General features: G+C 63.3%; 19 protein-coding genes. 12 read left to right on the top strand and 7 right to left on the bottom strand.

The window, feature by feature from the left end; all coding sequences use genetic code 11:
• Window positions 1-20 precede the first annotated feature (20 nt).
• From GRI97_RS08680 to GRI97_RS08690, 3 genes are all read left to right on the top strand, one after another.
• Entirely contained in the window at window positions 21-650 is a 630-nt protein-coding gene (locus tag GRI97_RS08680; RefSeq protein WP_161390640.1) for an SGNH/GDSL hydrolase family protein, read from the top strand.
• Window positions 651-848: 198 nt separating this feature from the next.
• A complete protein-coding gene (gene dnaN, locus GRI97_RS08685) occupies window positions 849-1,976 on the top strand; it encodes a DNA polymerase III subunit beta (protein WP_161390641.1) in 1,128 nt (375 codons plus the stop codon).
• A gap of 2 nt (window positions 1,977-1,978) precedes the next feature.
• Complete coding sequence (locus GRI97_RS08690; RefSeq protein ID WP_161390642.1) at window positions 1,979-2,326, top strand: hypothetical protein; 348 nt, start codon at window positions 1,979-1,981, stop codon at window positions 2,324-2,326.
• 74 nt (window positions 2,327-2,400) lie between these two features.
• Here the strand turns inward: GRI97_RS08690 and GRI97_RS08695 are convergent, their stop codons facing one another.
• Window positions 2,401-3,714 (bottom strand): FAD-dependent oxidoreductase, encoded by a 1,314-nt coding sequence (locus tag GRI97_RS08695; RefSeq protein WP_161390643.1) that lies wholly within the window; start codon window positions 3,712-3,714, stop codon window positions 2,401-2,403.
• Between the two features lie 373 nt (window positions 3,715-4,087).
• Here GRI97_RS08695 and GRI97_RS08700 point away from each other — a divergent pair, with 373 nt between their 5' ends.
• From GRI97_RS08700 to recN, 7 genes are all read left to right on the top strand, one after another.
• Window positions 4,088-6,568 carry an EAL domain-containing protein gene (locus tag GRI97_RS08700; RefSeq protein WP_161390890.1) on the top strand — a complete coding sequence of 827 codons (2,481 nt, stop codon included), beginning with the start codon at window positions 4,088-4,090 and terminating at the stop codon, window positions 6,566-6,568.
• Complete coding sequence (locus GRI97_RS08705; RefSeq protein WP_161390644.1) at window positions 6,565-8,760, top strand: putative bifunctional diguanylate cyclase/phosphodiesterase; 2,196 nt, start codon at window positions 6,565-6,567, stop codon at window positions 8,758-8,760. Before GRI97_RS08700 ends, GRI97_RS08705 begins: the two co-directional genes overlap by 4 nt.
• 48 nt (window positions 8,761-8,808) lie before the next feature.
• Window positions 8,809-10,626 (top strand): translation elongation factor 4, encoded by a 1,818-nt coding sequence (gene lepA / locus GRI97_RS08710; protein WP_161390645.1) that lies wholly within the window; start codon window positions 8,809-8,811, stop codon window positions 10,624-10,626.
• A 79-nt stretch (window positions 10,627-10,705) separates the two neighbouring features.
• A complete protein-coding gene (locus tag GRI97_RS08715; RefSeq protein WP_161390646.1) occupies window positions 10,706-12,742 on the top strand; it encodes a TonB-dependent receptor plug domain-containing protein in 2,037 nt (678 codons plus the stop codon).
• A gap of 116 nt (window positions 12,743-12,858) precedes the next feature.
• Complete coding sequence (locus GRI97_RS08720; protein WP_202392609.1) at window positions 12,859-13,779, top strand: CmcJ/NvfI family oxidoreductase; 921 nt, start codon at window positions 12,859-12,861, stop codon at window positions 13,777-13,779.
• A 101-nt stretch (window positions 13,780-13,880) separates the two neighbouring features.
• Window positions 13,881-14,672 (top strand): outer membrane protein assembly factor BamD, encoded by a 792-nt coding sequence (locus GRI97_RS08725; RefSeq protein WP_161390647.1) that lies wholly within the window; start codon window positions 13,881-13,883, stop codon window positions 14,670-14,672.
• Between the two features lie 70 nt (window positions 14,673-14,742).
• Window positions 14,743-16,422 carry a DNA repair protein RecN gene (gene recN, locus GRI97_RS08730; protein ID WP_161390648.1) on the top strand — a complete coding sequence of 560 codons (1,680 nt, stop codon included), beginning with the start codon at window positions 14,743-14,745 and terminating at the stop codon, window positions 16,420-16,422.
• Window positions 16,423-16,478: 56 nt separating this feature from the next.
• On the opposite strand, the gene GRI97_RS08735 is transcribed toward recN, so the two are convergent.
• The gene (locus GRI97_RS08735; protein ID WP_161390649.1) at window positions 16,479-17,435 is read right to left on the bottom strand and encodes a hypothetical protein; all 957 of its coding nucleotides are present in this window, start codon (window positions 17,433-17,435) and stop codon (window positions 16,479-16,481) included.
• A gap of 117 nt (window positions 17,436-17,552) precedes the next feature.
• Here GRI97_RS08735 and ligA point away from each other — a divergent pair, with 117 nt between their 5' ends.
• Window positions 17,553-19,673, top strand: coding sequence for an NAD-dependent DNA ligase LigA (ligA, locus tag GRI97_RS08740; RefSeq protein ID WP_161390650.1), 2,121 nt, complete (start codon window positions 17,553-17,555; stop codon window positions 19,671-19,673).
• Here ligA and GRI97_RS08745 read toward each other — a convergent pair whose 3' ends face one another.
• Genes GRI97_RS08745 through GRI97_RS08765 form a run of 5 tightly spaced genes read right to left on the bottom strand, consistent with a single transcriptional unit; the run spans window position 19,674 to window position 23,258 of the window.
• A complete protein-coding gene (locus GRI97_RS08745) occupies window positions 19,674-19,994 on the bottom strand; it encodes a YnfA family protein (RefSeq protein ID WP_161390651.1) in 321 nt (106 codons plus the stop codon).
• Window positions 19,995-20,037: 43 nt separating this feature from the next.
• On the bottom strand, window positions 20,038-20,724 hold the full coding sequence (locus tag GRI97_RS08750) for a DUF2459 domain-containing protein (protein WP_161390652.1): 687 nt from the start codon (window positions 20,722-20,724) through the stop codon (window positions 20,038-20,040).
• The gene (locus tag GRI97_RS08755; RefSeq protein WP_161390653.1) at window positions 20,724-21,632 is read right to left on the bottom strand and encodes a 50S ribosomal protein L11 methyltransferase; all 909 of its coding nucleotides are present in this window, start codon (window positions 21,630-21,632) and stop codon (window positions 20,724-20,726) included. The genes GRI97_RS08750 and GRI97_RS08755 overlap by 1 nt, the downstream gene beginning before the upstream one ends.
• A complete protein-coding gene (bla, locus tag GRI97_RS08760; RefSeq protein ID WP_161390654.1) occupies window positions 21,629-22,558 on the bottom strand; it encodes a subclass B3 metallo-beta-lactamase in 930 nt (309 codons plus the stop codon). Before bla ends, GRI97_RS08755 begins: the two co-directional genes overlap by 4 nt.
• Window positions 22,548-23,258: an SDR family NAD(P)-dependent oxidoreductase gene (locus GRI97_RS08765; RefSeq protein WP_161390655.1), complete on the bottom strand. Its 711-nt coding sequence runs from the start codon at window positions 23,256-23,258 to the stop codon at window positions 22,548-22,550. The genes bla and GRI97_RS08765 overlap by 11 nt, the downstream gene beginning before the upstream one ends.
• 117 nt (window positions 23,259-23,375) lie before the next feature.
• Between GRI97_RS08765 and sdhC the strand changes: the two genes are divergently transcribed.
• Window positions 23,376-23,756, top strand: a complete 381-nt coding sequence (gene sdhC / locus GRI97_RS08770) for a succinate dehydrogenase, cytochrome b556 subunit (protein ID WP_161390656.1) — start codon at window positions 23,376-23,378, stop codon at window positions 23,754-23,756.
• Window positions 23,757-23,758: the final 2 nt, after the last annotated feature.

Raw genomic sequence — 23,758 nt, forward strand, 5'->3', positions numbered from 1 at the left:
CCGGTCTGGGGGAATTGAGGATGGCGCATGTTGTTCTGTTGGGAGATTCCACCTTCGACAACGGCGCCTATGTTTCCAACGGGCCCGATGTAACGGCGCAGTTGCGGCAATATATCGGGCCTGATGACCGGGTCAGCCTGCTGGCGGTGGACGGCAGCATGGTCGATGACGCCCACAACCAGCTCGACCGCCTGCCGCTGGGCGCCACCCATATCGTCATCTCGGTGGGCGGTAACGACGCGCTCGATCATCTCCCCCGGCTGGAAGATGCCGTTGGCACCATCGCCGATGGCCTGCTGCAGATCGGCGCCCTGGCCGCTGCCTTCGGTTCCCGCCATCGCGCCATGCTGCGACAGGCGCGGAGCAAGGGGCTGCCCGTTGCGGTGGGGACGATCTATGACGGCAATCTCAAGCCGCCCCAGGGGCTTGTCGCCCCGCATGCGGCGGCGCTGTTCAACGATGCGATCACCCGCAACGCCTTCATCACCGGGGCTGATCTCATCGATCTGCGGCTGATCTGCACCGTGCCGGCCGATTACGCCAATCCGATCGAGCCTTCGGTGCAGGGCGGGGGCAAGATCGCCCGCGCCATTGCTGACTGGCTGGAAGAAGAACGGCGTGAAAACGGGCCCAGCCGCGTTTTCGTCTGATGCGCTGATCGGCTCGATACGGCGGCCCTGATACAATTTATCCCCAAAGAATCGGCGCTGTTTGGCTTTCGTTCTTGCCGATGGACCTGCCTGCGCTAAGGATATTGTGACATTTTCCGGCGCTTGCAGGCGATTCCGGCCCATTCCGGGAAGGGCCGGTCCCTGCGAAGGAAGGCGCCCAAAGGGGTTTGTGCTCTGATGAAGGCCACCATTGAACGCGCCAAGCTGCTGCGTTGTCTGTCTCACGTCCAGTCGGTGGTTGAACGCCGCAACACCATTCCGATCCTGTCGAACGTCCTGATTGAGGCCGCCGGTGATGGTCTGGTGCGCGTCATGGCGACCGATCTGGATCTGCAGGTGGTGGAAAGCCTGGACGCGGTATCGGTCGATGGTGCGGGCGCCATCACCGTTTCGGCCCATCTGCTGTTCGACATCGCGCGCAAGCTGCCCGATGGCAGCCAGGTCAGCCTGGAAGCGGCCGACAACCGCATGACGGTCAAGGCCGGCCGCAGCCGCTTCTCGCTGCCGACCCTCCCGCGTGATGATTTCCCGGTCATCGTGGAAGGCGATCTGCCGACCAGCTTCGAATTGCCGGCCAAGGTGCTGGCCGAACTGATCGACCGCACCCGCTTTGCGATCTCGACCGAAGAAACCCGCTATTACCTCAACGGCATTTTCCTGCATGTCGCTGACGAAGACACGCCGGTGCTCAAGGCCGCCGCGACCGATGGCCACCGCCTGGCTCGCTTCACGATCGACCGCCCCGATGGCGCGGCCGGCATGCCCGATGTGATCGTCCCGCGCAAAGCCGTGGCTGAACTGCGCAAGCTCCTGGAAGAAGCCGGGGACAGCAATGTCCTGATCGATCTGTCGGCCAGCAAGGTCCGTTTCACCCTGGGCGGTGAAGGCGGCATGGTGCTGACCAGCAAGCTGATCGACGGTACTTTCCCGGATTACAGCCGCGTCATCCCGACCGGCAACGACAAGCTGCTCAAGCTTGATCCGCGCAGCTTCTTTCAGGGCGTCGATCGCGTGGCGACCATCGCCACGGAAAAGACCCGCGCGGTCAAGATCGGTCTGGAAACGGACAAGGTCGTGCTGTCGGTCACCTCGCCCGACAATGGCACCGCTGCCGAAGAAGTGCCGGCCAGCTATTCTTCCGAACCGCTCGAAATCGGTTTCAACGCCAATTACCTCAAGGATATCCTGGGGCAGATCGACGGTGACACGGTCGAACTGCACCTTGCCGATGCCGGCGCCCCGACGCTGATCCGTCAGGATGACAGCAGCCCGGCGCTTTACGTGCTCATGCCGATGCGGGTCTGATCATGCGCGGGTATCTGGTCGGCGCGGTGTTGTCACTTGCGATCGTTCAGCCTGCCCAGGCCCAGGCCGTCGATTCGAACAGCGATCTGCGCTGCGCCGTCTGGGCGACGATTACCTCCAGCCTGTTGGAAGATCCCTCTGGCCGGGCGACGATGAGCTTCGCCATCGGCTGGTTCGCCGGTCATTATGAAGCGGCCACCGGCAAGTCACTCGAACAGGGAATGACCCCGGCCTACGTCAACAGCATCGGCGACATGCAGGTGTTGCATGCCGAATGCCTGCCGCGCGCCGATGAGCTGTGGGAACGGTTCACCGCTCTGGGCACGTCCTTGCAGGCAGCTGGCGAGTAACATCTTTCGCATCATGATCGGCATATTGGCCAGGCCGGGTTTGCCGGCTGGCCAATATGCCGATTACATCGGGCTCAGTTGCGGGCCTTGATCATGTCCATGACATCCACGAATTTTTCCCGCGGCGCGCCCGTGCGGGCGGCGTGTTCTTCCGCCTCCTCGATCTTTTTCCAGTCGCGGAAAGTCACCACATCAAGCCCGCGCGCCTGCGCCAGCACATCGAAGCCTGCGCGACCCCGACGATCGGCAGCACCGATCACGCCCGCATCGATATCCTCGACCAGGCGATCGATGATGGCATAGCCATCCGGGCGATTGGTGCCGATGGTTCCCGATGGTCCTCTCCGCGCCCAGCCGACGCAATAGATGCCCGGCGCCACCCGCCCGTCGACATTGGCGAAATGTCCTGCCGCCTCGTCGAACGGAACGCCCGCAATGGGCACGCTGCGATAGCCGATACAGCTGATGAGCAGGTCCGCAGGAATTCGGAACACATCGCCGGTGCCAACCGCCAGATCGTCCACTGTCTGCGTGCGTTCCAGTTCGATTGCCTCAATGCCATCTTCGCCGATCAGGGCGGTGGAAATCGCATTGAACACGAATTCCACCTTCACCGGCTTGCTCGCATCGCCATCGCCTGTTTCGGCGAAGGCGCGCAGATGCGCCAGCGACTTGCGGTGGGCTGGGTCCAGCGCATGATCCGTGTCCGCCGGCGGCAGATCGTCGGCATGGACCACGGGCGTGGCGCGCTGCAGATGGCCCAGTTCACCCAGTTCCTTGGGTGTCATCATGATCTGGTGCGGTCCACGCCGGCCGATGATCACAATGCGTTCCAGCTTTGACTGCCGCAGCCGATCCAGTGCATGGCTGACGATATCGCTGCCGGCGAATTCCTCCGGTGCCTTGGCCAATATGCGGGCAACATCCAGCGCCACATTGCCCATGCCGATGATCACGGCGGTCTTCCCTGACAGATCGGGCGCAAGCTCGGCGAACTGCGGGTGACCATTGTACCACCCGACGAAGGCGGCACTGCCGAACACATTGGCCAGTTCATGCCCGGGAATATCCAGCGGGCGATCGGACGGCGCGCCAGTGGCGAGAATCACCGCATCATACAGATCCTGCAGCTCGGGAATCGAGACATCGCTGCCGATCGAGACATTGCCGACGAAGCGGACGTTGTCGGACAAGGCCACATCCTCGTAACGATGCGTTACATCCTTGATGGGCTGGTGATCTGGCGCGACACCGGACCGGATCAGGCCATAGGGGCTGGGCAGACGATCGAAGATATCGATCTGGACATCGCTGCCGAACGCTTTTTGCGCGGCTTCTGCGGTGTAATAGCCTGCAGGCCCTGATCCGATGATTGCCACATGCCGCATGTCTGAACATCCTCTCGCTGTTGGCTTTCGTTTTCAACGCAGTCTACGCCGTCTTCGTTCCCCCGCAAGGGGCACGCGAAACTTGTAAAATCGCAAATACTTAACTGATTTTTCAAAAATCGCCGGGCATGGGGGGCGGATGTCCCCGGTGAACAATTCCACTGAAACCGCACAGGAGGTCACGCCGCGCGCCACAGCGCCGGCTGGTGCCGATCCTGCCGGTCAGTCACCGGTTCCGCCGATCCCGCCTGCGCTCGATCGACGCAAGGATGTGCGGCGCAAATCCAGGCCTTTGCCGCGCACGCCGATCTTCAACCGGGTGGAGGAATCGCGTCGCTGGATCCCGCGCAGCTGGTCCTATGTCGTGCTTTGCATGATTGCCGTGGCCACCTTCCCGATTGCGATCACGGGGGTGGTGCCGCCGCTCGATGTGCTGATGGCACTGATGGTTTCGGTCGCCCTGGCATCATCGATTCGCTGGGTTCATGACCGTATTCTGGGTGGCAGCGAGAAGCTGCGCGCGGCCGGCGTAGCGCTGGTCGTTGTCGTGCCGATGTATCTGTTCGGCATGGGCATTACCCGCTGGGCGATTTCGGGCGGTATACCCTGGGATGCCGCTCTGGCTGCGCTGCTGACGGTGGGTTGTCTCGCTTCGGCCTATCTGCGGCGGCATCCGGGCGTGATCTTTGCCTCTCAACTGGCCTTGTGGCTGTCGGCCGTGCTGACGACGGCATCGGTACCGGCGATGTTTGCCCTGGCCGTCGCTGCGATCCAGGCCATTCTCGTCAGCCGCGAACAGCTGAGCGAACAGCGCATGCTGGAAGAGCAACTGCAGGCGCGTGAACGGATGCAGACGCGCGCGCGCGATATTCTGGCTGATTATGAGGAAACGCGGCAGGGGTGGTTCTGGGAAACCGATCGCCGGTCGCAACTGACCTATATCTCCGCGCCCGCCGCCAAGACGCTCGGCTCCACGCCGGACAAGCTGATCGGCAGTCCGCTGGCCGGCCTGTTCGACCTTGCGCATACCGGGCAGGAGGGGGAACGCACGCTGATGTTCCACCTGTCCGTGCGCTCCGCCTTTCAGGAACTGCCGGTCCGCGCGGCGGTCGATGGGGAAGAGCGCTGGTGGTCGGTCAGCGGCCGCCCGGTCTATGACGATTTCGACAATTTCGTCGGCTTCCGCGGCTCCGGCACCGATCTGACGGAAAAGAAGCGCAGCCAGGAACATGCCTCGCGTCTGGCCCATTATGATTCGCTGACCGGGCTCGCCAATCGTTTCCAGATGTCTCAGACGCTGGAAAAGATCCTGACCGCCCGGCAGGATCATCATCGTGCCTGTTCGGTGATGCTGCTCGATCTCGACCGCTTCAAGCAGGTCAATGATACGATGGGCCATCCAGCGGGTGACGCCTTGCTCAAGCAGGTGGCGCAGCGGCTCAAGCGCTCGGTTGGCAAGATGGGCCAGGTCGGTCGGCTTGGCGGCGATGAGTTCGAGGTCATATTGCCGGGCCGGGTGAAGCGCACCGCTTTGGTCGATCTGGCGCAGGACATCATCCATTCGCTCTCGCAACCCTATTCGATCGATGGCCAGCGGGTCATCATCGGCGCCTCGGTCGGCATCGCCATTTCGCCGGAAGACGGCAGCACCAGCGACGAATTGATCCGGAACGTCGATCTTGCGCTCTATGCGGCCAAGGATGGTGGTCGCGGGCGCTATCACTTCTATGCAGAGGATCTCCACGCCGAAGCGGAGGAGAAGGCGCAGCTGGAACAGGATCTGCGCGATGCGGTCGTGCATCGGCAGTTTGAACTCTATTACCAGCCCTTCGTGTCGATGCAGTCGGAAACGATCTGCGGCTTTGAGGCGTTGTTGCGTTGGTTTCACCCGGAAAAGGGCTGGATTCCGCCGTCCCGCTTCGTGGCCATTGCCGAAGAAAGCGGGCTGATCGACGAAATTGGCGAATGGGCGCTGCGCACGGCCTGCCAGGATCTGGCGCGCTGGCCCGAAGATGTGCGCGTGGCCGTCAACGTATCGGCCAGGCAGTTTGCCAATCCACAACTGCCCAGCGTGGTCTCCAGCGCGATCAGGCGGGCGGGCGTCGATCCCGGGCGGGTGGAACTGGAAATCACCGAAAGCGTGTTTCTGTCCGATGATGAGGGTACCGACGCCATGTTCGCCGCGCTCAAGCGGGTCGGTGTCCGGCTGGCACTCGATGATTTCGGCACCGGATATTCCTCGCTCGGCTATCTGAAGAAGGCGCCGTTCGACAAGATCAAGATCGATCAGAGCTTCGTGCGCGGCGCGACGGAGGCCGACAGCCGCAACGGCGCCATCATCGCTTCCATCACCAGCCTGGCCCACTCGCTGGGCATGGATACCACGGCGGAGGGGGTGGAAACCCTGGATGAACTCGACCTGGTCCGCATGCACGGTTGCAGCCATGTGCAGGGCTTCATCTATGAACGGCCCATCCGCGCGGAAGATGCCACCCAGCGTCTGCTGACCGGGCTGACGGCCGTGGCGCAGGGGCCGCGTTCGACGCGCGCACCGCGCCAGACCATGCTGCGCAAGGTCGTGCTCGATCACCAGGGCACCTTCTACAATGGCACCATCCGCAATATCTCGCTGACCGGGGCCCAGATCGAAGGATTGTGGAACGTGCCGGTGGGCACGATCTTTCAGCTGCATGTCTCGGATGGGGTCGTCGTTACGGCCACTGCGCGTTGGAGCGAGGAAGACCGGCTGGGCGTCGAATTCGCCGCACCGCTCAAACATGATCAAAGCGGCCGCATTTCTGCCGTTCAGGGCAGGGCGCCCCAGCCCGTCGCCGCATCGGGAGGGGCCCGATGAAGGGGCTGCTCAAGGGGCTGGGCGTGCGCAGCGCGGCAACGCCGGCGGCTGACGCGCCGACCGGGTCGGGCAATCCGGTCGATCGGCTCGCCATGCTGGATCTGATGGAAGAGGGCGATCTCGCCTGGTTCTGGGCCACCGACGCGGCCGGCACGCTGGTTTATCTCTCCCCCAATGCGCAGCACAAGCTGCCGGCCGGCGCTTCTGTTGTCGGGCAGCCTTTCCTCGCCATGGTCGATGATCTGCAGGATGCCATCCGCGACCACACGCCAAGGTCGTTGAATTTCCTGTTCAATGCCCACAGCCGCTTTTCCGATCGGCCGGTGGGGATCATGACCGCGCGGGGCAAGGCATTCTGGGCCCTGTCGGGCAGGCCGCTGACCGACGAAGACGGCAATTTTCAGGGCTATCGGGGCAGCGCCCGCGATATCACCGGCAGCTATCAGGAACAGCATGATTCCTCGCGCATGGCGGTGGTCGACGCGCTGACGGGCCTGGCCAACCGCAATCGCATGAACTTGCGCCTGGCGTCGATGCTGGCCAGCTTCCGGGCGGCACGCCGCAGTTGCGCCCTGCTCACGCTCAATCTCGATCGGTTCAAACAGGTGAACGAGGCGAAGGGCATGCTGGGCGGCGATGATCTCTTGCGCCAGGCTGCCCAGCGGCTGCAGCGTATCGTGCCCGACAGCGCCGAAATCGGCCGTCTGGGGGCTGACGAATTCCAGATCCTGCTGCCCGATTGTGACGATCGCGGCACGTTGGGCGATCTGGCGCTGCGCATCATCCAGATGCTGTCGCAGCCTTATACGCTGAATGATGGGCGGGCCGTGGTCGGCGTATCGATGGGCGTTTCCATCGCCCCCTATGACGGGGTGGAGGCGGAAGATCTGGTCAAGAGCGCGTCTCTCGCGCTCGATGCGGTCAAGAGCTCGGGCAGGGGCCAGTATCGCTTTTATTCCAATGATCTGAAGGATGCCGTACAGCAGGAACGCCAGATAGAGGACGATCTGCGCGAAGCGCTGGCCGGCAACCAGCTGGCCATGCATTATCAACCGATCGTCGGGGCGAAAGACAACAAGGTCGTCTGCTTCGAAGCGCTGATGCGCTGGGATCACCCGGTGCGCGGCATGATCAGCCCGGCGAAGTTCATCCCCATCGCCGAAAAAAGCGATCTGATCGGGCCTTTGGGCGAATGGGCCCTGCGCCGTGCCTGTCAGGATGCAGCCAAATGGCCCGGCAGGATTCGCGTCGCCGTCAATGTGTCTGCCGCCCAGTTCACATCCGAAGCCATGCCGGAAATGGTCAGCAGCGCGCTCGCCGACAGCGGTCTCGATCCGCATCTGCTGGAACTCGAGATGACCGAGAGCGTGTTCATGGGCAATCTCTCCGCTGTCGAGGATGTGATTGCGAAATTGCGGCAAATCGGCGTGCGGCTGGCGCTCGATGATTTCGGCACCGGCTATTCTTCGCTCGGCTCGCTGCGGCAGATCACCTTCGACAAGATCAAGATCGATCGCGGCTTCGTGCGCGGTTGCACCGAACCCGGCTCCGTCAACGCCGCCATCATCAGCGCCGTCGTCAGGCTGGCCCAAGCGCTCGACATGGATACCACCGTCGAAGGGGTGGAGGCCATGGACGAACTCGAGGTCGTACGCGATCTGGGCGTCAAGACGGTGCAGGGCTTCATCTATTCGCGCGCGGTTTCGCAGGCCGATGTCCTTTCGAAACTGGCGGTCGGGGATTTTGAATATCACCCGGTGGGGCCGGCGAAATATCGGGCGGAACGGCGCACGCTTTTCCGCAAGGTCGGCGTGGTGCATGAAAACCATCGCTATCAGGCGGTGCTGCGCAACCTGTCCCGCTCGGGCGCCCTCATCGAAGGTCTGCTGGACGTGCCGGTGGGGACCGATCTGGTGCTGGATCTGGGCGATGGCCAGCTGGTCGTGGCGACAGTCCGCCGATCGCATGGCGCCAGCCAGGGGCTTGAATTCGAAACCCATCTGATCAGCGACGGGGCGGATGGTCTGTGCACCCGCCATCGCGCCTCACCCTATCTGATAGCCGCCGCCGGTCTGCCTTTGCAGGCGCTGCCGGCAGGCTATCAGCATCGCCCGGAACAACGGCCCGGCTATGCCACCATCCCGCGTTTCATGCAGGTGGATATGCTTCCGGCATCGATCCGTGCCGCATAACTATGGTCAGATGCTGACAGAGGCAGAAGCTGGCGCTAAGGGCGGCGGATGACCGACCTGGCACGCATCCGCAATTTCAGCATTATCGCCCATATCGACCACGGCAAGTCCACGCTTGCAGACCGGCTGATTCAGTTCACCGGCGGCCTGACCGACCGCGAAATGAGCGATCAGGTGCTCGACAATATGGATATCGAGCGGGAACGCGGGATCACCATCAAGGCACAGACCGTGCGCCTGTCCTACAAGGCGAAGGATGGCCAGACCTACGAACTCAATCTGATGGATACGCCGGGTCACGTCGACTTCGCCTATGAAGTCAGCCGCAGCCTGGCCGCCTGCGAGGGCGCTTTGCTGGTGGTCGATGCCGCGCAGGGCGTCGAAGCGCAAACGCTGGCCAATGTCTACCAGTCGATCGAGCATGATCATGAAATCGTGCCGGTCATCAACAAGATCGATCTGCCCGCCGCCGAGCCGGAAAAGGTACGGGCAGAGATTGAGGACATCATCGGTATCGATGCCTCGGAAGCCGTGCTCGCCAGCGCCAAATCCGGCATTGGCATCGAAGACATTCTCGAAGCGGTGGTGGCCAAGATTCCTCCGCCCAATGGCGACCGTGATGCACCGCTCAAGGCGATGCTGGTCGACAGCTGGTACGACCCTTATCTCGGCGTGGTCATTCTGGTCCGCGTGATCGATGGCGTGATCCGCAAGGGATTGAACGTCAAGTTCATGCAGGGCGGCACCGACCATCTGGTTGACCGCGTTGGCTGCTTCACCCCGAAGCGGACAGACTTGCCTGAAATCGGCCCCGGCGAAATCGGCTTCATCACCGCACAGATCAAGGAAGTCGAACAGGCCCGCGTCGGTGATACGATCACCACGGTCAAGGGCGGCGCGACAGAGGCGCTGGTCGGCTACAAGGAAGTACAGCCGGTCGTGTTCTGCGGCATGTTCCCGGTCGATGCCGCCGATTTTGAAAAGCTGCGCGAAAGCATTGCCAAGCTGCGGCTCAACGACGCCTCCTTCTCGTTCGAAATGGAATCCAGCGCGGCGCTCGGCTTCGGTTTCCGCTGCGGCTTCCTCGGGCTGCTGCACCTGGAAATCATCCAGGAACGGCTCAGCCGCGAATATGATCTCGATCTGATCACCACTGCACCGTCAGTGGTTTACCGCATCCAGCTGGGCAAATCGCGCAATGATGACGCTCGCGAAATCATGCTGCACAATCCGGCCGATTATCCCGATCCCAGCCGCATCGAACTGATTGAGGAACCCTGGATCAAGGCGGTCATCTACACGCCGGACGAATATCTCGGCTCGATCCTGAAACTGTGTCAGGATCGTCGCGGCATCCAGACCGATCTGACCTATGTCGGTGGCCGGGCGCAGGCGACCTATGAACTGCCGCTCAACGAAGTGGTGTTCGATTTCTACGATCGGTTGAAATCGATCAGCCGCGGCTACGCCAGCTTCGATTACGAACAGATCGGCCTGCGCGAAGGCGATCTGGTGAAGATGAACATTCTGGTGAACAATGAACCGGTCGACGCGCTCAGCATGATCGTTCACCGCAGCGTTGCAGAGGCGCGCGGCCGGCACATGTGCGAACGGCTCAAGGATCTGATCCCGCGCCATCTCTTCAAGATCCCGATCCAGGCTGCCATCGGTGGCAAGGTCGTTGCGCGCGAAACCATCGCCGCGCTGCGCAAGGACGTGACCGCGAAGTGCTATGGCGGCGACATCAGCCGCAAGAAGAAGCTGTTGGACAAGCAGAAGAAGGGCAAGGCCCGGATGCGCGAATACGGCAATGTGTCGATCCCGCAGGAAGCTTTCATCGCAGCCCTGCGCATGGGTGACGAATAGAGGCATGACTTCGGTCATGCCGCTATTGACATTCAGTCGCAATTAACGAACGGCCTCGCTTACCAGAGGGAGGCCCCGAATGAACTGTTTCGCTACACGCGCCGCGCTGCTCGCCGGCGTCGTCATGTTTGTCCTGCCGTCAGCGGCTGCAGCGCAGGATGCCGTACAAACCAAAACCGACGATTCCGCGCCCATCGTGGTGGTCGGTGCGCTGACCGACACGGCACTGGACCGCAAGGACATCCAGCTGATCCAGGCGAACGATCTCAGCGATCTGTTCCGCAATGAGCCGTCGGTAACGGTGGGCGGATCGTTGGGCATTGCCCAGAAAATCTACGTCCGCGGGCTCGAGGATTCGATGCTCAACGTCACGATCGACGGCGCCCCGCAGCGCGGCACGCTGTTCCACCATGTCGGCCGGGTCAGCATCGAACCCGAACTGCTCGAAAGCGTCGATGTCCAGGCCGGGGCGGGCGAAGCCACCTCGGGCTTCGGCGCGATCGGCGGCGCCATCCGTTTCCGCACGGTCGATCCAACCGATCTGCTGATCGACGGGCGGCAAATCGGCGCCATCGCGCGGGGCAGCTGGTTCAGCAATGATGGCTACAAGCTGTCGGGCACGGTCTACGGCCGGCTGACCGGCGACATCGGCCTGCTCGGTTCCTTCGTCCATGTCGATCGCAATGATTTTCAGGACGGCAATGGCACCACGCTGCGCGGCACCTCGGCCAAGCAGCAACTCGGCTTCGTCAAGATTGGCGGGGAACTGGGCGACGGGCATCGCCTGACGATCAGCTATGAACAGCGCAATGAAGAAGGAGCGTTTGGCCAGCGACCGAATTGGCCGGTGCTGGAAGGGGCGCGGCTGTTTCCCGTTGAAGGCGTGCGCAAGACGGCGATCGCCAATTACGGCTATGAAGCGGCTCCCGGCACCGGGGTCGAAGCAACCGGCTATTGGACCCGGTCGGAAATGACCCAGGATCGCTATGACCGCTGGGGCCTCTATGGCGCGGATATCGAAAGCTGGGGCTTCGATCTGCGCGGGCGCCTGCGGCTGGCCAATCACGACATCACCGCCGGGGTCGAACACCGGTTGGACCGGGTCGTCAGTCAATATCTGGCCGCGCCGGCTGTGTGGCAGGATTGGGCATGGTCGCCCGATGTCGGGTTGTTCCGTGAAGAAGGTTCGCTGATCGGGCTTTATCTTCAGGATCACTGGCGGGTCATCGATCCGCTGCTGATCAGCTTCGGTCTGCGTTACGATTCCTACGATCTCGATCAGATCACCTATGACAATGGTGCGAAGAGCGATGGCGTCAGCTTCAACGGCGGCGCTACCTTTGAAGTGCTCCCCGGACTCTCGCTCAATGCCGGCTATGCCGAGGCGTTCCGCGGCCAGGAAATCGGCGATGCCTTCACGCTGGAACAGCGCCCCGGCACACCTTCCCTGGCTCCGGGCCTGCAACCCGAACAGGCGGAAAATATCGAAGGCGGGGTGAAATATGATCGGGACGGGATCACCGCCTCGGCCGTTTATTACCGCACGAAGATCCGTGACGTGGTGCTCGATCAGCTGGGCGGTGCCACGCTTTACGAAAATGTCGGCAGCTTCAAGGCCGAAGGGGTCGAACTGCGCGCCGGTTATCGCACCGGGCCGTTCTCGGTCGAAGGTTACTTCAACCATTATGATTCGCGCCTCAATGGCAACCGGATCGAAGGCTATGAACATATCGCCCTGGGCAATTCGGTCGGTGACAATTGGGCGATCAGCGCCTTTTATGATCCATCACCCGCACTCGGCCTGCGCGCCACGCTCACGCGGCAGGAATCCCTCGATGATATCGAGGTGCTCTTCAGGGAAAAGGAACTCGGTTATGTCACCGACACCCAGTTCATCGACAAGCCCGGCTACACCGTGGTCGATCTCTTCGGCCGCTGGCAGCCCTTCGCTTCGGACCTGATCGAACTGCAACTGGCGGTCTACAATCTGTTCGATGTGCAATATCGCGCGCACGCCAGTGTGGGCGATTACTCTGCCATTCCCGATTACGAGATCGTCGCCGGCCTGCCCGAACCGGGCCGTAATGTCCGCATCGGCGTCAGCTTCCGTTATTGATCGGCGGGAAGGGCGGTCCATGCCGCCCTTCCGCGTCCGGTTTTGGCATCCCTCTTGTCGGGCATGGCCCGGCCATGGCACATCCCGCAGCAAGAGAACAAAATTGGGAGAGCCTGATGGCCAGCATTGCACCGGCAGCAGATACCGCGACGATCGAAGACAGCGTGCGCAGCACCCGCGCCCTGATCCGCTATGTCGATCCCGGTGATTTCATTACCCGCCGCTATGTCAGCCAGGGGGATGAGATCAACACCGGCACCTATTCCGATCATGAGGTGACCATTCGCGACGGCATGCCGATCCGCGATCATTTCCAGCTCGATGTGCATGGCTTCATGATCGCGAAGAACGGCACTGCCGTGCGTGATTTCCATGACAAGGCGGAGGTGGACGGCATCTATGAGCGGGAAGTGGAAAACCACATCCGCCAGCTCACCGGCGCAGACAAGGTCGTGGCACGCGGCTGGATGGTCCGCACCAGCGAGGATCTGACCGGCCACAAGCAGGAAAAGGTCGAAAATTACCAGCACACAGGCGGGGTCCAGCCCCCTGCGGGGGAGGCTCATGTCGATCTCAACACCCCTACGTCGCAGCGCATGGCCGATTTCACCTATCGCAAGAATTTCCCCGATGGCCCGGGGTACAAGCGCTTCTTGATCAGTTCCTACTGGCGCAGCTTTTCACCCGGTCCGCAGGATGTGCCGCTCGCCCTGTGCGACGGGCGCACCAGCTTCGGTGGGGAGGAGAAGAGCAACACGCTGTTCGTGGTCGATGAATTTCCCACCGGCGATGCGCTGACCGCCCCGGTCGAAGGGGAAGAGAACATGATCGCCGCGACCATCCCCTGCTACAGCCCGCAGCATCGCTGGTGGTATTTCTCCAACATGCAGCCCGATGATATCCTGCTCTTCAAGTTTCACGACAGCGATCACGCCCGCACCTGGCGCTGCCCGCACAGCGCCTTCAACGACAGCAGCTTTGCCCATGCGAAGCCGCGTTCCAGCATCGAAGTGCGCTCTGTGGCGTTCTGGGAATGATACGGGGCGGGGCCAGCGGCAAGGAACGGGATTTCACAGGATTTCGCAAAGGCGGATTTGCTTCACTTGGCGTTCACGCCTGCGCTGGCTATAGGCGACGCATGACCGCTCGTTCGCCTTTCAGGCTTGCCGTTTTTGCCGCAGGTGCGGCCGCCGTGACTCTGACCGGATGTGCATCCGGATCGAAGGGCGGCCCGCGCGAAACCGCCTATGTCGCCCGCGATGTCGAATCGCTCTATGCGGCTGCGAAGGATCGGCTCGATCGCGGCGATGTTCGGGTGGCCGGCGCGCTGTTCGACGAAGTGGAACGCCAGCACCCCTATTCGCCCTGGGCCCGCCGCGCCCAGTTGATGAGCGCGTTTTCCTATTATTCGCAGAAGAACTACAATCAGGCGATCCAGAACGCCCAGCGTTTCCTGTCGATCCACCCTGGCAACCGTGACGCACCTTACGCCTTCTACCTGATTGCGCTGTGCTATTACGAACAGATCAGCGACGTGGAACGCGATCAGAAGATCACCGAACAGGCGCTGACTGCGCTGACTGAAGTCAATCGCCGCTATCCCGAAACCCGCTATGCGGCCGATGCGCGGTTGAAGATTGACCTCGTGCGCGACCATCTGGCCGGCAAGGAAATGGAAATCGGTCGGCATTACGAACGCAGCGGTCGCTGGCTGGCGGCGCAGATTCGCTTCCAGAATGTGGTCAAGGATTACCAGACCACCAGCCATGCGCCTGAGGCACTGTTCCGCCTGACCGAAACCAGCCTCGCGCTGGGCGTTCCGGAAGAAGCCAAGCGCTATGCTGCCGTGCTCGGCGCCAACTATCCCGGCAGCCGCTGGTATGATCGCGCCTACAATCTGATGCGGGACAAGGCCCCGAGCGAAATCTGATCGCGAAACGGGCAGTCAGCATGTCTGCCCGCGTGACGCGCGATGGGGCTTGGGGTAAGAGCATGCACACATGCTGACTGCCCTTTCCATCCGCAACATCGTGCTGATCGAAGCGCTGGACCTGAATTTTGCACCCGGTCTCGGCGTGCTCACAGGCGAAACCGGCGCGGGCAAGTCGATCCTGCTCGACGCACTCGGCCTGGTGCTCGGCAATCGCGCCGAATCCATGCTGGTGCGGGCGGGGGAGGATCAGGCCAGCGTCACCGCCAGCTTCGAATTCGCACAGCTTCCTGCCCAGGTTCGCACGGCCCTGGCCGATGCCGAAGTGGATGTGGAACCGGGCGAACCGTTGATCATCCGGCGCCGGCTCAAGGCCGATGGCGGATCGCGGGCCTTCGTCAATGATCAGCCGGTCGGCGTCGCGCTGCTGCGCGAACTGTCCGGCGCGTTGGTCGAACTCCATGGCCAGCATGATGATCGCGGCCTGGTCAATCCGCGCGCCCATCGCGCTTTGCTCGATCGCTACGCTGCTGCTGATGCAGACAATGTCGTGCAGGCCTGGCAGCATTGGCAGGCGGCGCGCGATGAACTGGCCCGCACCCGGGCCGACATCGATCAGGCCCGCGCGGAGCAGGATCTGCTCCAGGCCCATCTTGCCGAACTGACCACGCTGCAACCCGAAGCGGGGGAGGAGGAACGCCTCGCCCTCTCGCGCGCCGATATGCAGAAGGGCGAAAAGCTCGCCGGCGATCTCGATGGTCTGCGCTCGCTCTGGGATGGGTCGGATTCGGCCCTCGCGCTGCTGCGTGGTGCCGCCCGCCGGCTGGATCGCGTGGCCGATGAACACCCGCTCCTGGCCGAAGCGCTGGCCGCGCTGGACCGCGCCGTGATCGAAGCGGGCGAGGCGGAAGAAAAGCTCGAAGCCGCCGGTCTGGCGCTTGCGTTCGAGCCGGCGGAACTCGACCGGATCGAAACCCGGCTGTTCGAACTGCGGGCCCTGGCGCGCAAGCACAATTGCCAGCCCGATGATCTGCCGCTGCGGATGCAGGCAATGCAATCCGCGCTCGATGCCATCGAAGCCGGCGATGCCGCGCTGGTCGATCTGGAGCGCGCCGAACAGGCCGCCGGCGCCGCCTATCGTGCCCATGCCGAAACGCTCCACAACAGTCGCCATGCGGCGGCAGCGCGTCTTGATGCGGCGGTGGCGCGTGAACTGGCGCCCTTGAAGCTGGACGCGGCACGCTTCCAGACGGCCGTCGCGATCCTCCCCGAAGACCAATGGGGCCCGCATGGCATGGACCGGGTGGAATTCCTGATCGCCACCAACCCGGGCGCCGATTTCGCCCCCCTGGCCAAGATCGCCAGCGGCGGCGAACTCAGCCGTTTCATCCTCGCGCTGAAGGTCGCCTTGGCCGAACAGGGCGGCGCGGCCACTGTAATCTTTGACGAAATCGATCGCGGAGTCGGCGGCGCCGTCGCCAGCGCGATCGGCGAACGGCTCGCCCGCCTGGCCACCAACAATGGCGCGGGCGGCGGCCAATTGCTCGCCGTCACCCACTCCCCGCAGGTCGCGGCGCGCGGTAGCCAGCACTATATGATCGCCAAATCCAGCGAAGGCACGGTCACCCGCACCTCGGTCGCCCTGCTCGACGCCGCCGGCCGCCAGGAAGAAATCGCGCGTATGCTTTCCGGCGCGGAAATCACCAGCGAAGCCCGGGCACAGGCCGACAGGCTGCTCGAAGGCGTGTGAACAGGTGAAAAAACGCCGTTGTTAACACGGCGCTTTTTCAGATCCCTGTCCCGGAATTATCCGGTGTAAACGCGGCCAGACTGCGCCAGCCGCTGACGCGATGTATTGCCCGGAACCGCAATGGCCTTGCCCGGATCATAGACTTTGCCGACCGCACTGCTGTTGGCTTCCACGAAGATATCGACATGAGTATTGGTGTAGCCATTGGGGCGATAGCGGACCCAATAGCCATCCGGATGCCGGCTCCACCGCGACGCGGGCACATCGACACTGCCCGCGCCCATCGGCGCGACACCGGCCAGCACGGCCACGCGTTCCATATCCTCATAGCTGGATGATCCGCTGGACAGCATCCCGCGCAGCTGCGATTCGGCTTCGACAATCGTGCGAAGAGGGCCTGGCAAACCACCGGTAACGCTGGACAATTCGCTGCTGGTCAGGATCGACAGCGCATTGCGGTTCAGCGATGCCAGCTGCCGCGTGGTCAGCAATTGCCCGGCAACCAGCTTCAGCCGGTTGTCGAGATCCTCGAACTTGGCCCGCGCCACGATCGCCCACAGCAATTGCTGGATATCGCGCTGGGCAATCTCCGGATGCGCATTGGAATTCTGCAGGATAGCAATCACCGCATCTTCCGCCGAACCCTTGACCGGGGCGTAGAGATAGCCGTCGCCGCCGCTCGGCCCATGGGTGCCAGCATGCAGGCAATAGCTTTGCGCGAGCATGGTGTAATGGCCAGGGGCGAGGACAAAGCCGCCCTTGTCATTGCGGTTCAGGCTGGTCAGCGCCTGTGCCGTGCCAGCATCAAATCCGTCGCGGGACGGATCGGCAAAAGTGGCATCCTTGATGCTGGTGGAAACAGGCTGCGGGCCAGAAAGGAAGTTCGGAACCCCCACTTCTTTCGCCACGCTGCCCAAAACTCGGCCAAGCCCGCCGAACTGCGCCTGCGCACCGGTGGTTGCCATCAGCGCCATGGCCATGCCTGCCATGCCAAGAAACAGTCCGCGCTTCATCCCGATTCCCCTCGAAACACGCTATCCGATGGCGGGGGAATAGGCTGCCGTCGCGGCGCTGTCGAGCATCGGCGAAAGCTGGTGGAACCGCTGCGGCGGAGCGGTTAGGGATGGGGCATGGACACGCCTGAAACGCCATCGACCGCCTCTGAAGCCGAAGCCGCCAATGAACTGATGCGGCTCGCCAGGCAGATCGCCCGCCATAACCGGCTGTATCATCTGCAGGATGCGCCGGAGGTGTCGGACGCAGAATATGACGCGCTGGTCCGCCGCAACGCGGAGCTGGAGGCGGCCTATCCGCATCTGATCCGTGCAGACAGTCCCAGTTCTGCCATCGGCCATGAAGTGGCAGCTTCGCCCCTGGCCAAGGTTACCCATACGCAGCGGATGATGAGCCTCGACAATGCCTTCAGCGATGAAGAGGTGGCCGAATTCGTCGCCCGCGTGCGGCGTTTTTTGGCACTGGCCGATGATCATCCGCTCGCCTTCACCGCCGAAGACAAGATCGACGGCCTGTCCTGTTCCCTGCGCTATGAGCAGGGGCAATTGGTACTGGCGGCCACCCGCGGAGATGGTCAGGTGGGCGAAAACGTCACCGCCAATGTCCAGCACATCAGCGATATCCCGCAAAGCCTGGGCAGCGGCGCGCCCGATGTGTTCGAGGTTCGCGGCGAAGTCTATATGGACCGCGCCGCCTTCCTGGCGCTCAACGCCCGGTTGATGGAAGAAGGCCGTACCCACGCAGAGACACGGGGAGAGATTTTCGATCCGGCCCGAGTTCGCCAATTCGCCAATCCGCGCAATGCCGCCGCCGGATCGCTGCGGCAGAAGGATGCCAGCGTCACGGCCAGCCGCCCGCTGAAATTCTGGGCCCATGGCTGGGGTGCCGCGTCGCATGTTCCGGGCGAGACCCAGCATGAGGTGATGCAGATCATCAAAAGCTGGGGCCTGCCGATTTCGCCCGAGCTGACCCTGTGTGCCAATGTCGAAAAGATGCTGGCGCATTATCGCCAGATCGGTGAGCGCCGCGCCGGTATGCCCTATGAAATCGACGGCGTCGTCTACAAGGTCGATCGGCTGGATCTGCAGCAGCGGCTGGGCTTCGTGGCCAAGGCCCCGCGCTGGGCGATGGCGCACAAGTTTCCCGCCGAACGGGCCGAAACCACGCTGGAACAGATCGATATCCAGGTCGGTCGCACGGGCAAGCTGACCCCGGTCGGCCGCCTCGCGCCGGTGCTGGTGGGCGGGGTGACGGTTACCAATGTGACGCTGCACAATGCCGATGAAATCGCCCGGCTGGGCGTGCGCCCGGGTGACCGGTTGGTGATCCAGCGTGCGGGTGACGTAATCCCCCAGGTGGTGGAAAACCTGACCCGGGAAGAGGCGCGCACGCCCTATCTGTTTCCGGATCATTGCCCGCAATGCGACAGCGAAGCGGTGGCGGCCGAGGGAGAGGTGGATATCCGCTGCACCGGCGGGCTGATCTGCCCGGCCCAGCGCAGCGAGCGGCTCAAGCATTTCGTGGGCCGCCCGGCGCTCGATATCGAAGGGCTGGGGGAAAAGTCGATCGACCAGTTCTTCGCCCTCGGCTGGCTGGAAAGCCCGGCCGACATCTTCCGCCTGCGTCAGCGACGCGATGCGCTTTGCGCGCTGGACGGGTGGAAGGACAAGTCTGTGGATAACATGTTGGCAGCGGTCGAGGCGAAGCGTTCGCCCGATGCCGCCCGCCTGCTGTTCGGCTTGGGCATCCGCCATGTCGGGGCGGTGACCGCGCGCGATCTGCTGAAGAATTTCCACGATCTGCCGACCCTGCGCAATATCGCCGAACGCGCCCGCGCCGGGGATGAGGAGGCGGTCGCCAGCCTGCTCAGCATCGATGGCGTCGGGCCGGTGGTGGTGGAGGCGCTGGGCGATTTCTTCCACGAACCGCACAATGTGAACGTGTGGGACGATCTGCTGAGCGAACTGACCCCGCCGCGTTACGAGGTGCAGACCACCGCCAGCGCCGTCACCGGGAAGACCGTGGTGTTTACCGGCAAGCTGGAAACCATGAGCCGCGACGAAGCCAAGGCGCAGGCCGAACGGCTGGGCGCAAAGGCGGTGGGCACGGTCAGCGCCAAGACCGATCTGATCGTCGCCGGGCCGGGCGCAGGCAGCAAGCTGAAGAAGGCGACCGAACTGGGGATCGAGGTGATTGACGAGGCGGCCTGGGCAGAGATCGTCAAGGCCGCCGGCTGATCAGCTGCGTGGCCCGAACAGGATCAGCGCCGCTCCGCCAAGGCACACGCACGCCCCGATGATATCCCAGCGATCGGGCCGGGCGCCTTCGGCCAGCCACAGCCACATCACCGACGATATGATGTAGATCCCGCCATAGGCGGCATAGGCGCGCCCGGCATGCTCGGCATCCACCAGCGTCAGCAGCCAGGCAAACAGGCAGAGCGAGGCAACGCCCGGCACGAGCCACAGCGGTGACTTGTCCATCCGCAGCCAGGCCCAGAAGGCAAAGCAACCGGCGATTTCGGCCAGCGCGGCACCGATGTAGATGAAAATGGTCATGCCACAGGATCACTGCCAGAACCGCATGCGATCTGACCAGTCTTCACTGCGGGCTCTCGATCCATTTCATCACCCCGCCGGAAAGCGGCGTCCAGCTGCCGATCCGGACACCTGCGGTCGCCAGTACATCGCTGGTCCATTGATTGCAGGTGTTCGTGATCGTGTAGCGGCCCGGCGCATCATAGAACACGTCCTGCCGGCCATAGCCGGGGTAGCGGACGCGCGGTTCGACCGGCAGGGATTTTTCGATCGCGGCAACCAGCCGCGCATATTCGGCCCCGGTCAGGCGCAGCGGGCGCAGATTGGGGCTGGCGGCCGGGCGTTCGTAATGCGCAATATGCAGCAGGCCATCCCCGCCAATGCCGATGATGCGCAGCACTGTCATGGGCGACAGATCCGCCCAGGTCGGCGTGTTGATGAACACCTCCTTCTCGCCCCAGCTGATCGAGACATGGGTATAGGCACGAACGGCCTGCACATCGCCGGCGGGAAAATCGCCGCGCCAATCTTTATCAGCCGTTACGAGCGGCAGCACCAGCGCGGTGTGAACGCCATTGGTCTCGACCATGATCTCGACCGAGCCCGGCGTGCCAGGGGCGGGCTCTTTCCACTCATCATTGCGGGCAATGGAACTGCCGATCCAGCCGGAAAGCGCGAACAAAGCCGCCAGCAACAGGATCAAGCCGAGCGCGATCGCTGCCCACCGTCCAATCAGGCGGGCGATGCGCATCAGGCAAATGTCGCCCGCTTGCGCAGCCAGAGGATGGACCAGTCGCCGTTCACGATCCGCGCCGCCAGCCGGAACCCGGCCGCGCGATAAGCCGCGCGTACTGCCGCTTCCTGCGTTTCCAGCAGCCCGGCCAGCAACAGCGATCCACCCGGCGCCACCGCCCAGCCAAATTCCCCGGCCAGGCTCACCAACGGGCCGGCCAGGATATTGGCCATCAGCAGGTCATAGGGCGCGCTGGTCTGCAGTTGATCGTCATCCAGCCCTTCGGCGATGACCATGGTCAACTGCCCCGCGCCGCTGCCCATGGCAATGTCGTTGAGCGCGGCATTGCCTTCCACCACCGGCAGGCACACCTTGTCGATGTCGCTGGCAATGGCATGGGCACGCGGCCACAGCGCCAGCGCGCCGAAGGCCAGCAGGCCGGTGCCGGTGCCGATATCGGCGCAATTGCGCACCACCAGCCCGCTGCGCTTCATCGCATCCAGCATCGTCAGGCATCCCGCCGTGGTGGCATGCTGCCCGGTGCCGAAGGCCTGGCTGGCCGGGATCGTGAAATCGATCACGCCCTCGGCCTCTTCCGCCGGATAATCGGGGGTGTGGACATGGAACCGCCCGGCGCGGATCGGCTGGACCATCTTCTGGGTCTCGACGACCCAGTCGGTTTCGGGCAGCTTTTCCGCCTTGAGTTCCGGCGCGCCATCGGCAAACAGCGATGCCACGGCCAGCCGGTCAGCCTTGAGCGGGCGGCGCGGCATATAGGCGTCCAGCTGCCAGTCGTCAGGAAGATGTTCGGCCACTTCCGATCCGGTCAGGATGATTTCCTCATCCCAGTCTTCCCGCTCCTCATGCGCGGCGAGGGCGGATTGCACGACGGCCTTGGGCGCGAATGCCACCAGCTTCCAGCTCATTGTCCGGTTTTTTCCTTTTCGGCCGCGAGCCTGGCGTCAAATGCCTGCGTCGCGCGTGCGCCATATGCGCGGCACGCCCCCGTCTCGGCAAGAGCATTGGCAGACAGGCGTTCATAAAGCCCGCTCGCCGACGGATGCGGCGTGATCAGCAGGTCGCAGTCCAGCGCCGTGATCGCGGCCAACCCTCGGCGAACCTGCGCCACATAGTCGGGGTGGTCGGCAAAGCTGTACTCGCCGCTTACGGGCGTGGTGGCGCTGTCGGCATAGGCGATCTTGCGGCACTGCGCCCCCTCGCACGACGTCCAGGTCCAACTGGTCGATCCCGACGTATGGGCCGGGGTGGCATGCGCGGTGATCGCCAGCGATCCGATCGTCAGCACCTCGCCATCGGTCAGCGTCCGGTCGATCCGGATGGGCGGAAAATCGGGCAGGCCGAACGCCTGGGGATCGACCGGATTGGCCTTGCCGCTGCGCAGCGAAGCCTGCCCGGCGGCCAGCGCCGCCACTTTCGCCCCGGTGCGGCGCTGCAGTTCGGCCACGCCACCGACGTGGTCGAGATGCTCATGGCTGGTCACGATCCATTTCACACTGTCCAGCGGCTGCCCCAAAGCTTCGATATTGGCGGCAATCGATGGCGCGGCGTCGTCCATCGCCCCATCGATCAGCACATTGCCGTCTGTCGAAACGATCAGCAGGACGGTGATGCCGCAGGTGCCGACCTGATAGACATTGCCGAACAGCCGCACCGGCGGCGCTGCATCGCTCCAACCGTCACGGCCTTCGCAGGCCGCCAGATATTGCGCCACCGGAGTCGCGGCGGGCAGGGTGGTGGCAGCTTGCGCCGTCGTGCTCGCGGCCTGATCGCCATTCGCGGTGCAGGCCGCCAATGCCAGCAACGCAGGTGCGGCCCATTTCTTAGCGGACATAGCTGGCTCCATTGGCGTCGATGGTGGCGCCGGTCATACTGGCGGGCGCTTCCAGGGCACAAAAACTGGCGATGGCCGCAATCTCCGCCGGGGTTGCCACGCGCCCCAGCGGGATATCCGCCAGCAGCGCGGGACCGCCGCGACTGGCCAGATAATCCTCGCCCTCGCTGCTGTCGGTAAATCCGGGTGCAATGGCAAAGCTCAATATGCCCTGCGCCGCATAGGCCCGCGCGATCGTCTTGTGCAGCGCCAGCAGCCCGGCCTTGGCTGCGGCATAGTGCCAATGCGCCGGCGAATCGCCGCGATGGCCGGCGCGGCTGGCGATGTGGACGATCCGTCCGGGCTGGCCGCGATCGATCCATTGGCGGATGGCGAACCGGCTCAATTGTGCAGCGGCAGTCAGATTGATCCGCAGCGTATCTTCCCATCCATCCAGCCAGGCAATGTCGGACAGATCGATCGGGTTGGCCGAAAACAGCCCGGCATTGTTGATCAGCACGTCGATGCTGCCTCCGCTGCGTTCCATGGCTTCATCCCACAGCAGCTGTGGCGATGGCGGATCGGCGAAATCGGCCGCAATCGTGCTGGCATCGACTGCGCTGGTGGCATGGCCGATGATATGGGCGCCACGGGCGCGCAGGGCTGCGGAAATGGCGCTGCCGATCCCGCGGCTGGATCCGGTGAGCAGAATCTGTGCCATGTCATATGTACTAATCATGCCACAGCCTCCGGCATAGGGGGGATGTGGGCAGGGCGCGGGTTGCCTCCCCGGCAACATTCGCTAGAGGGGGCGCATACAAAATCAACGGGACATGCCATGGCCAACCGCCCGCTTTCACCGCACCTCCAGATCTGGAAATGGGGGCCGCACATGCTGGTTTCCATCCTTCACCGCGTTACCGGCGACGGGATGGCCTTCGTCGCACTGCCAGTGCTGCTCTGGTGGCTGGGCGCGCTTGCCAGCGGCCCGGAAGCCTACGCCACATTCACCAACGCGGCCACCAGCCCGATCGGCTATCTGGTGCTGGTCGGCATCAGCTGGGCCTTTTTCAACCATATGTCTTCGGGCCTGCGCCACTTCGTGATGGATATCGGCGCCGGCTATGAACTGAAGACCAATCGTGGCTGGTCGATCGGATCGATCGCCATCGGCTTCATCCTTACCGTGGCCTTCTGGGCCGCGATCGTGCTGCTGTAAGG

This window comes from Croceibacterium xixiisoli (assembly GCF_009827305.1).
Lineage (GTDB): Bacteria > Pseudomonadota > Alphaproteobacteria > Sphingomonadales > Sphingomonadaceae > Croceibacterium_C > Croceibacterium_C xixiisoli.

Excerpts from the sequence above, each read along its gene's own strand:
- lepA (WP_161390645.1), top strand. The coding sequence starts at position 8,809 with ATGACCGACCTGGCACGCATCCGCAATTTCAGCATTATCGCCCATATC.
- GRI97_RS08765 (WP_161390655.1), bottom strand. The coding sequence starts at position 23,258 with ATGGCACAGATTCTGCTCACCGGATCCAGCCGCGGGATCGGCAGCGCC.
- GRI97_RS08735 (WP_161390649.1), bottom strand. The coding sequence starts at position 17,435 with ATGAAGCGCGGACTGTTTCTTGGCATGGCAGGCATGGCCATGGCGCTG.
- ligA (WP_161390650.1), top strand. The coding sequence starts at position 17,553 with ATGGACACGCCTGAAACGCCATCGACCGCCTCTGAAGCCGAAGCCGCC.
- GRI97_RS08705 (WP_161390644.1), top strand. The coding sequence starts at position 6,565 with ATGAAGGGGCTGCTCAAGGGGCTGGGCGTGCGCAGCGCGGCAACGCCG.
- GRI97_RS08700 (WP_161390890.1), top strand. The coding sequence starts at position 4,088 with ATGATTGCCGTGGCCACCTTCCCGATTGCGATCACGGGGGTGGTGCCG.
- GRI97_RS08680 (WP_161390640.1), top strand. The coding sequence starts at position 21 with ATGGCGCATGTTGTTCTGTTGGGAGATTCCACCTTCGACAACGGCGCC.
- sdhC (WP_161390656.1), top strand. The coding sequence starts at position 23,376 with ATGGCCAACCGCCCGCTTTCACCGCACCTCCAGATCTGGAAATGGGGG.
- GRI97_RS08695 (WP_161390643.1), bottom strand. The coding sequence starts at position 3,714 with ATGCGGCATGTGGCAATCATCGGATCAGGGCCTGCAGGCTATTACACC.
- GRI97_RS08750 (WP_161390652.1), bottom strand. The coding sequence starts at position 20,724 with ATGCGCATCGCCCGCCTGATTGGACGGTGGGCAGCGATCGCGCTCGGC.
- dnaN (WP_161390641.1), top strand. The coding sequence starts at position 849 with ATGAAGGCCACCATTGAACGCGCCAAGCTGCTGCGTTGTCTGTCTCAC.
- GRI97_RS08745 (WP_161390651.1), bottom strand. The coding sequence starts at position 19,994 with ATGACCATTTTCATCTACATCGGTGCCGCGCTGGCCGAAATCGCCGGT.
- GRI97_RS08720 (WP_202392609.1), top strand. The coding sequence starts at position 12,859 with ATGGCCAGCATTGCACCGGCAGCAGATACCGCGACGATCGAAGACAGC.
- GRI97_RS08725 (WP_161390647.1), top strand. The coding sequence starts at position 13,881 with ATGACCGCTCGTTCGCCTTTCAGGCTTGCCGTTTTTGCCGCAGGTGCG.
- GRI97_RS08690 (WP_161390642.1), top strand. The coding sequence starts at position 1,979 with ATGCGCGGGTATCTGGTCGGCGCGGTGTTGTCACTTGCGATCGTTCAG.
- recN (WP_161390648.1), top strand. The coding sequence starts at position 14,743 with ATGCTGACTGCCCTTTCCATCCGCAACATCGTGCTGATCGAAGCGCTG.
- bla (WP_161390654.1), bottom strand. The coding sequence starts at position 22,558 with ATGTCCGCTAAGAAATGGGCCGCACCTGCGTTGCTGGCATTGGCGGCC.
- GRI97_RS08755 (WP_161390653.1), bottom strand. The coding sequence starts at position 21,632 with ATGAGCTGGAAGCTGGTGGCATTCGCGCCCAAGGCCGTCGTGCAATCC.
- GRI97_RS08715 (WP_161390646.1), top strand. The coding sequence starts at position 10,706 with ATGAACTGTTTCGCTACACGCGCCGCGCTGCTCGCCGGCGTCGTCATG.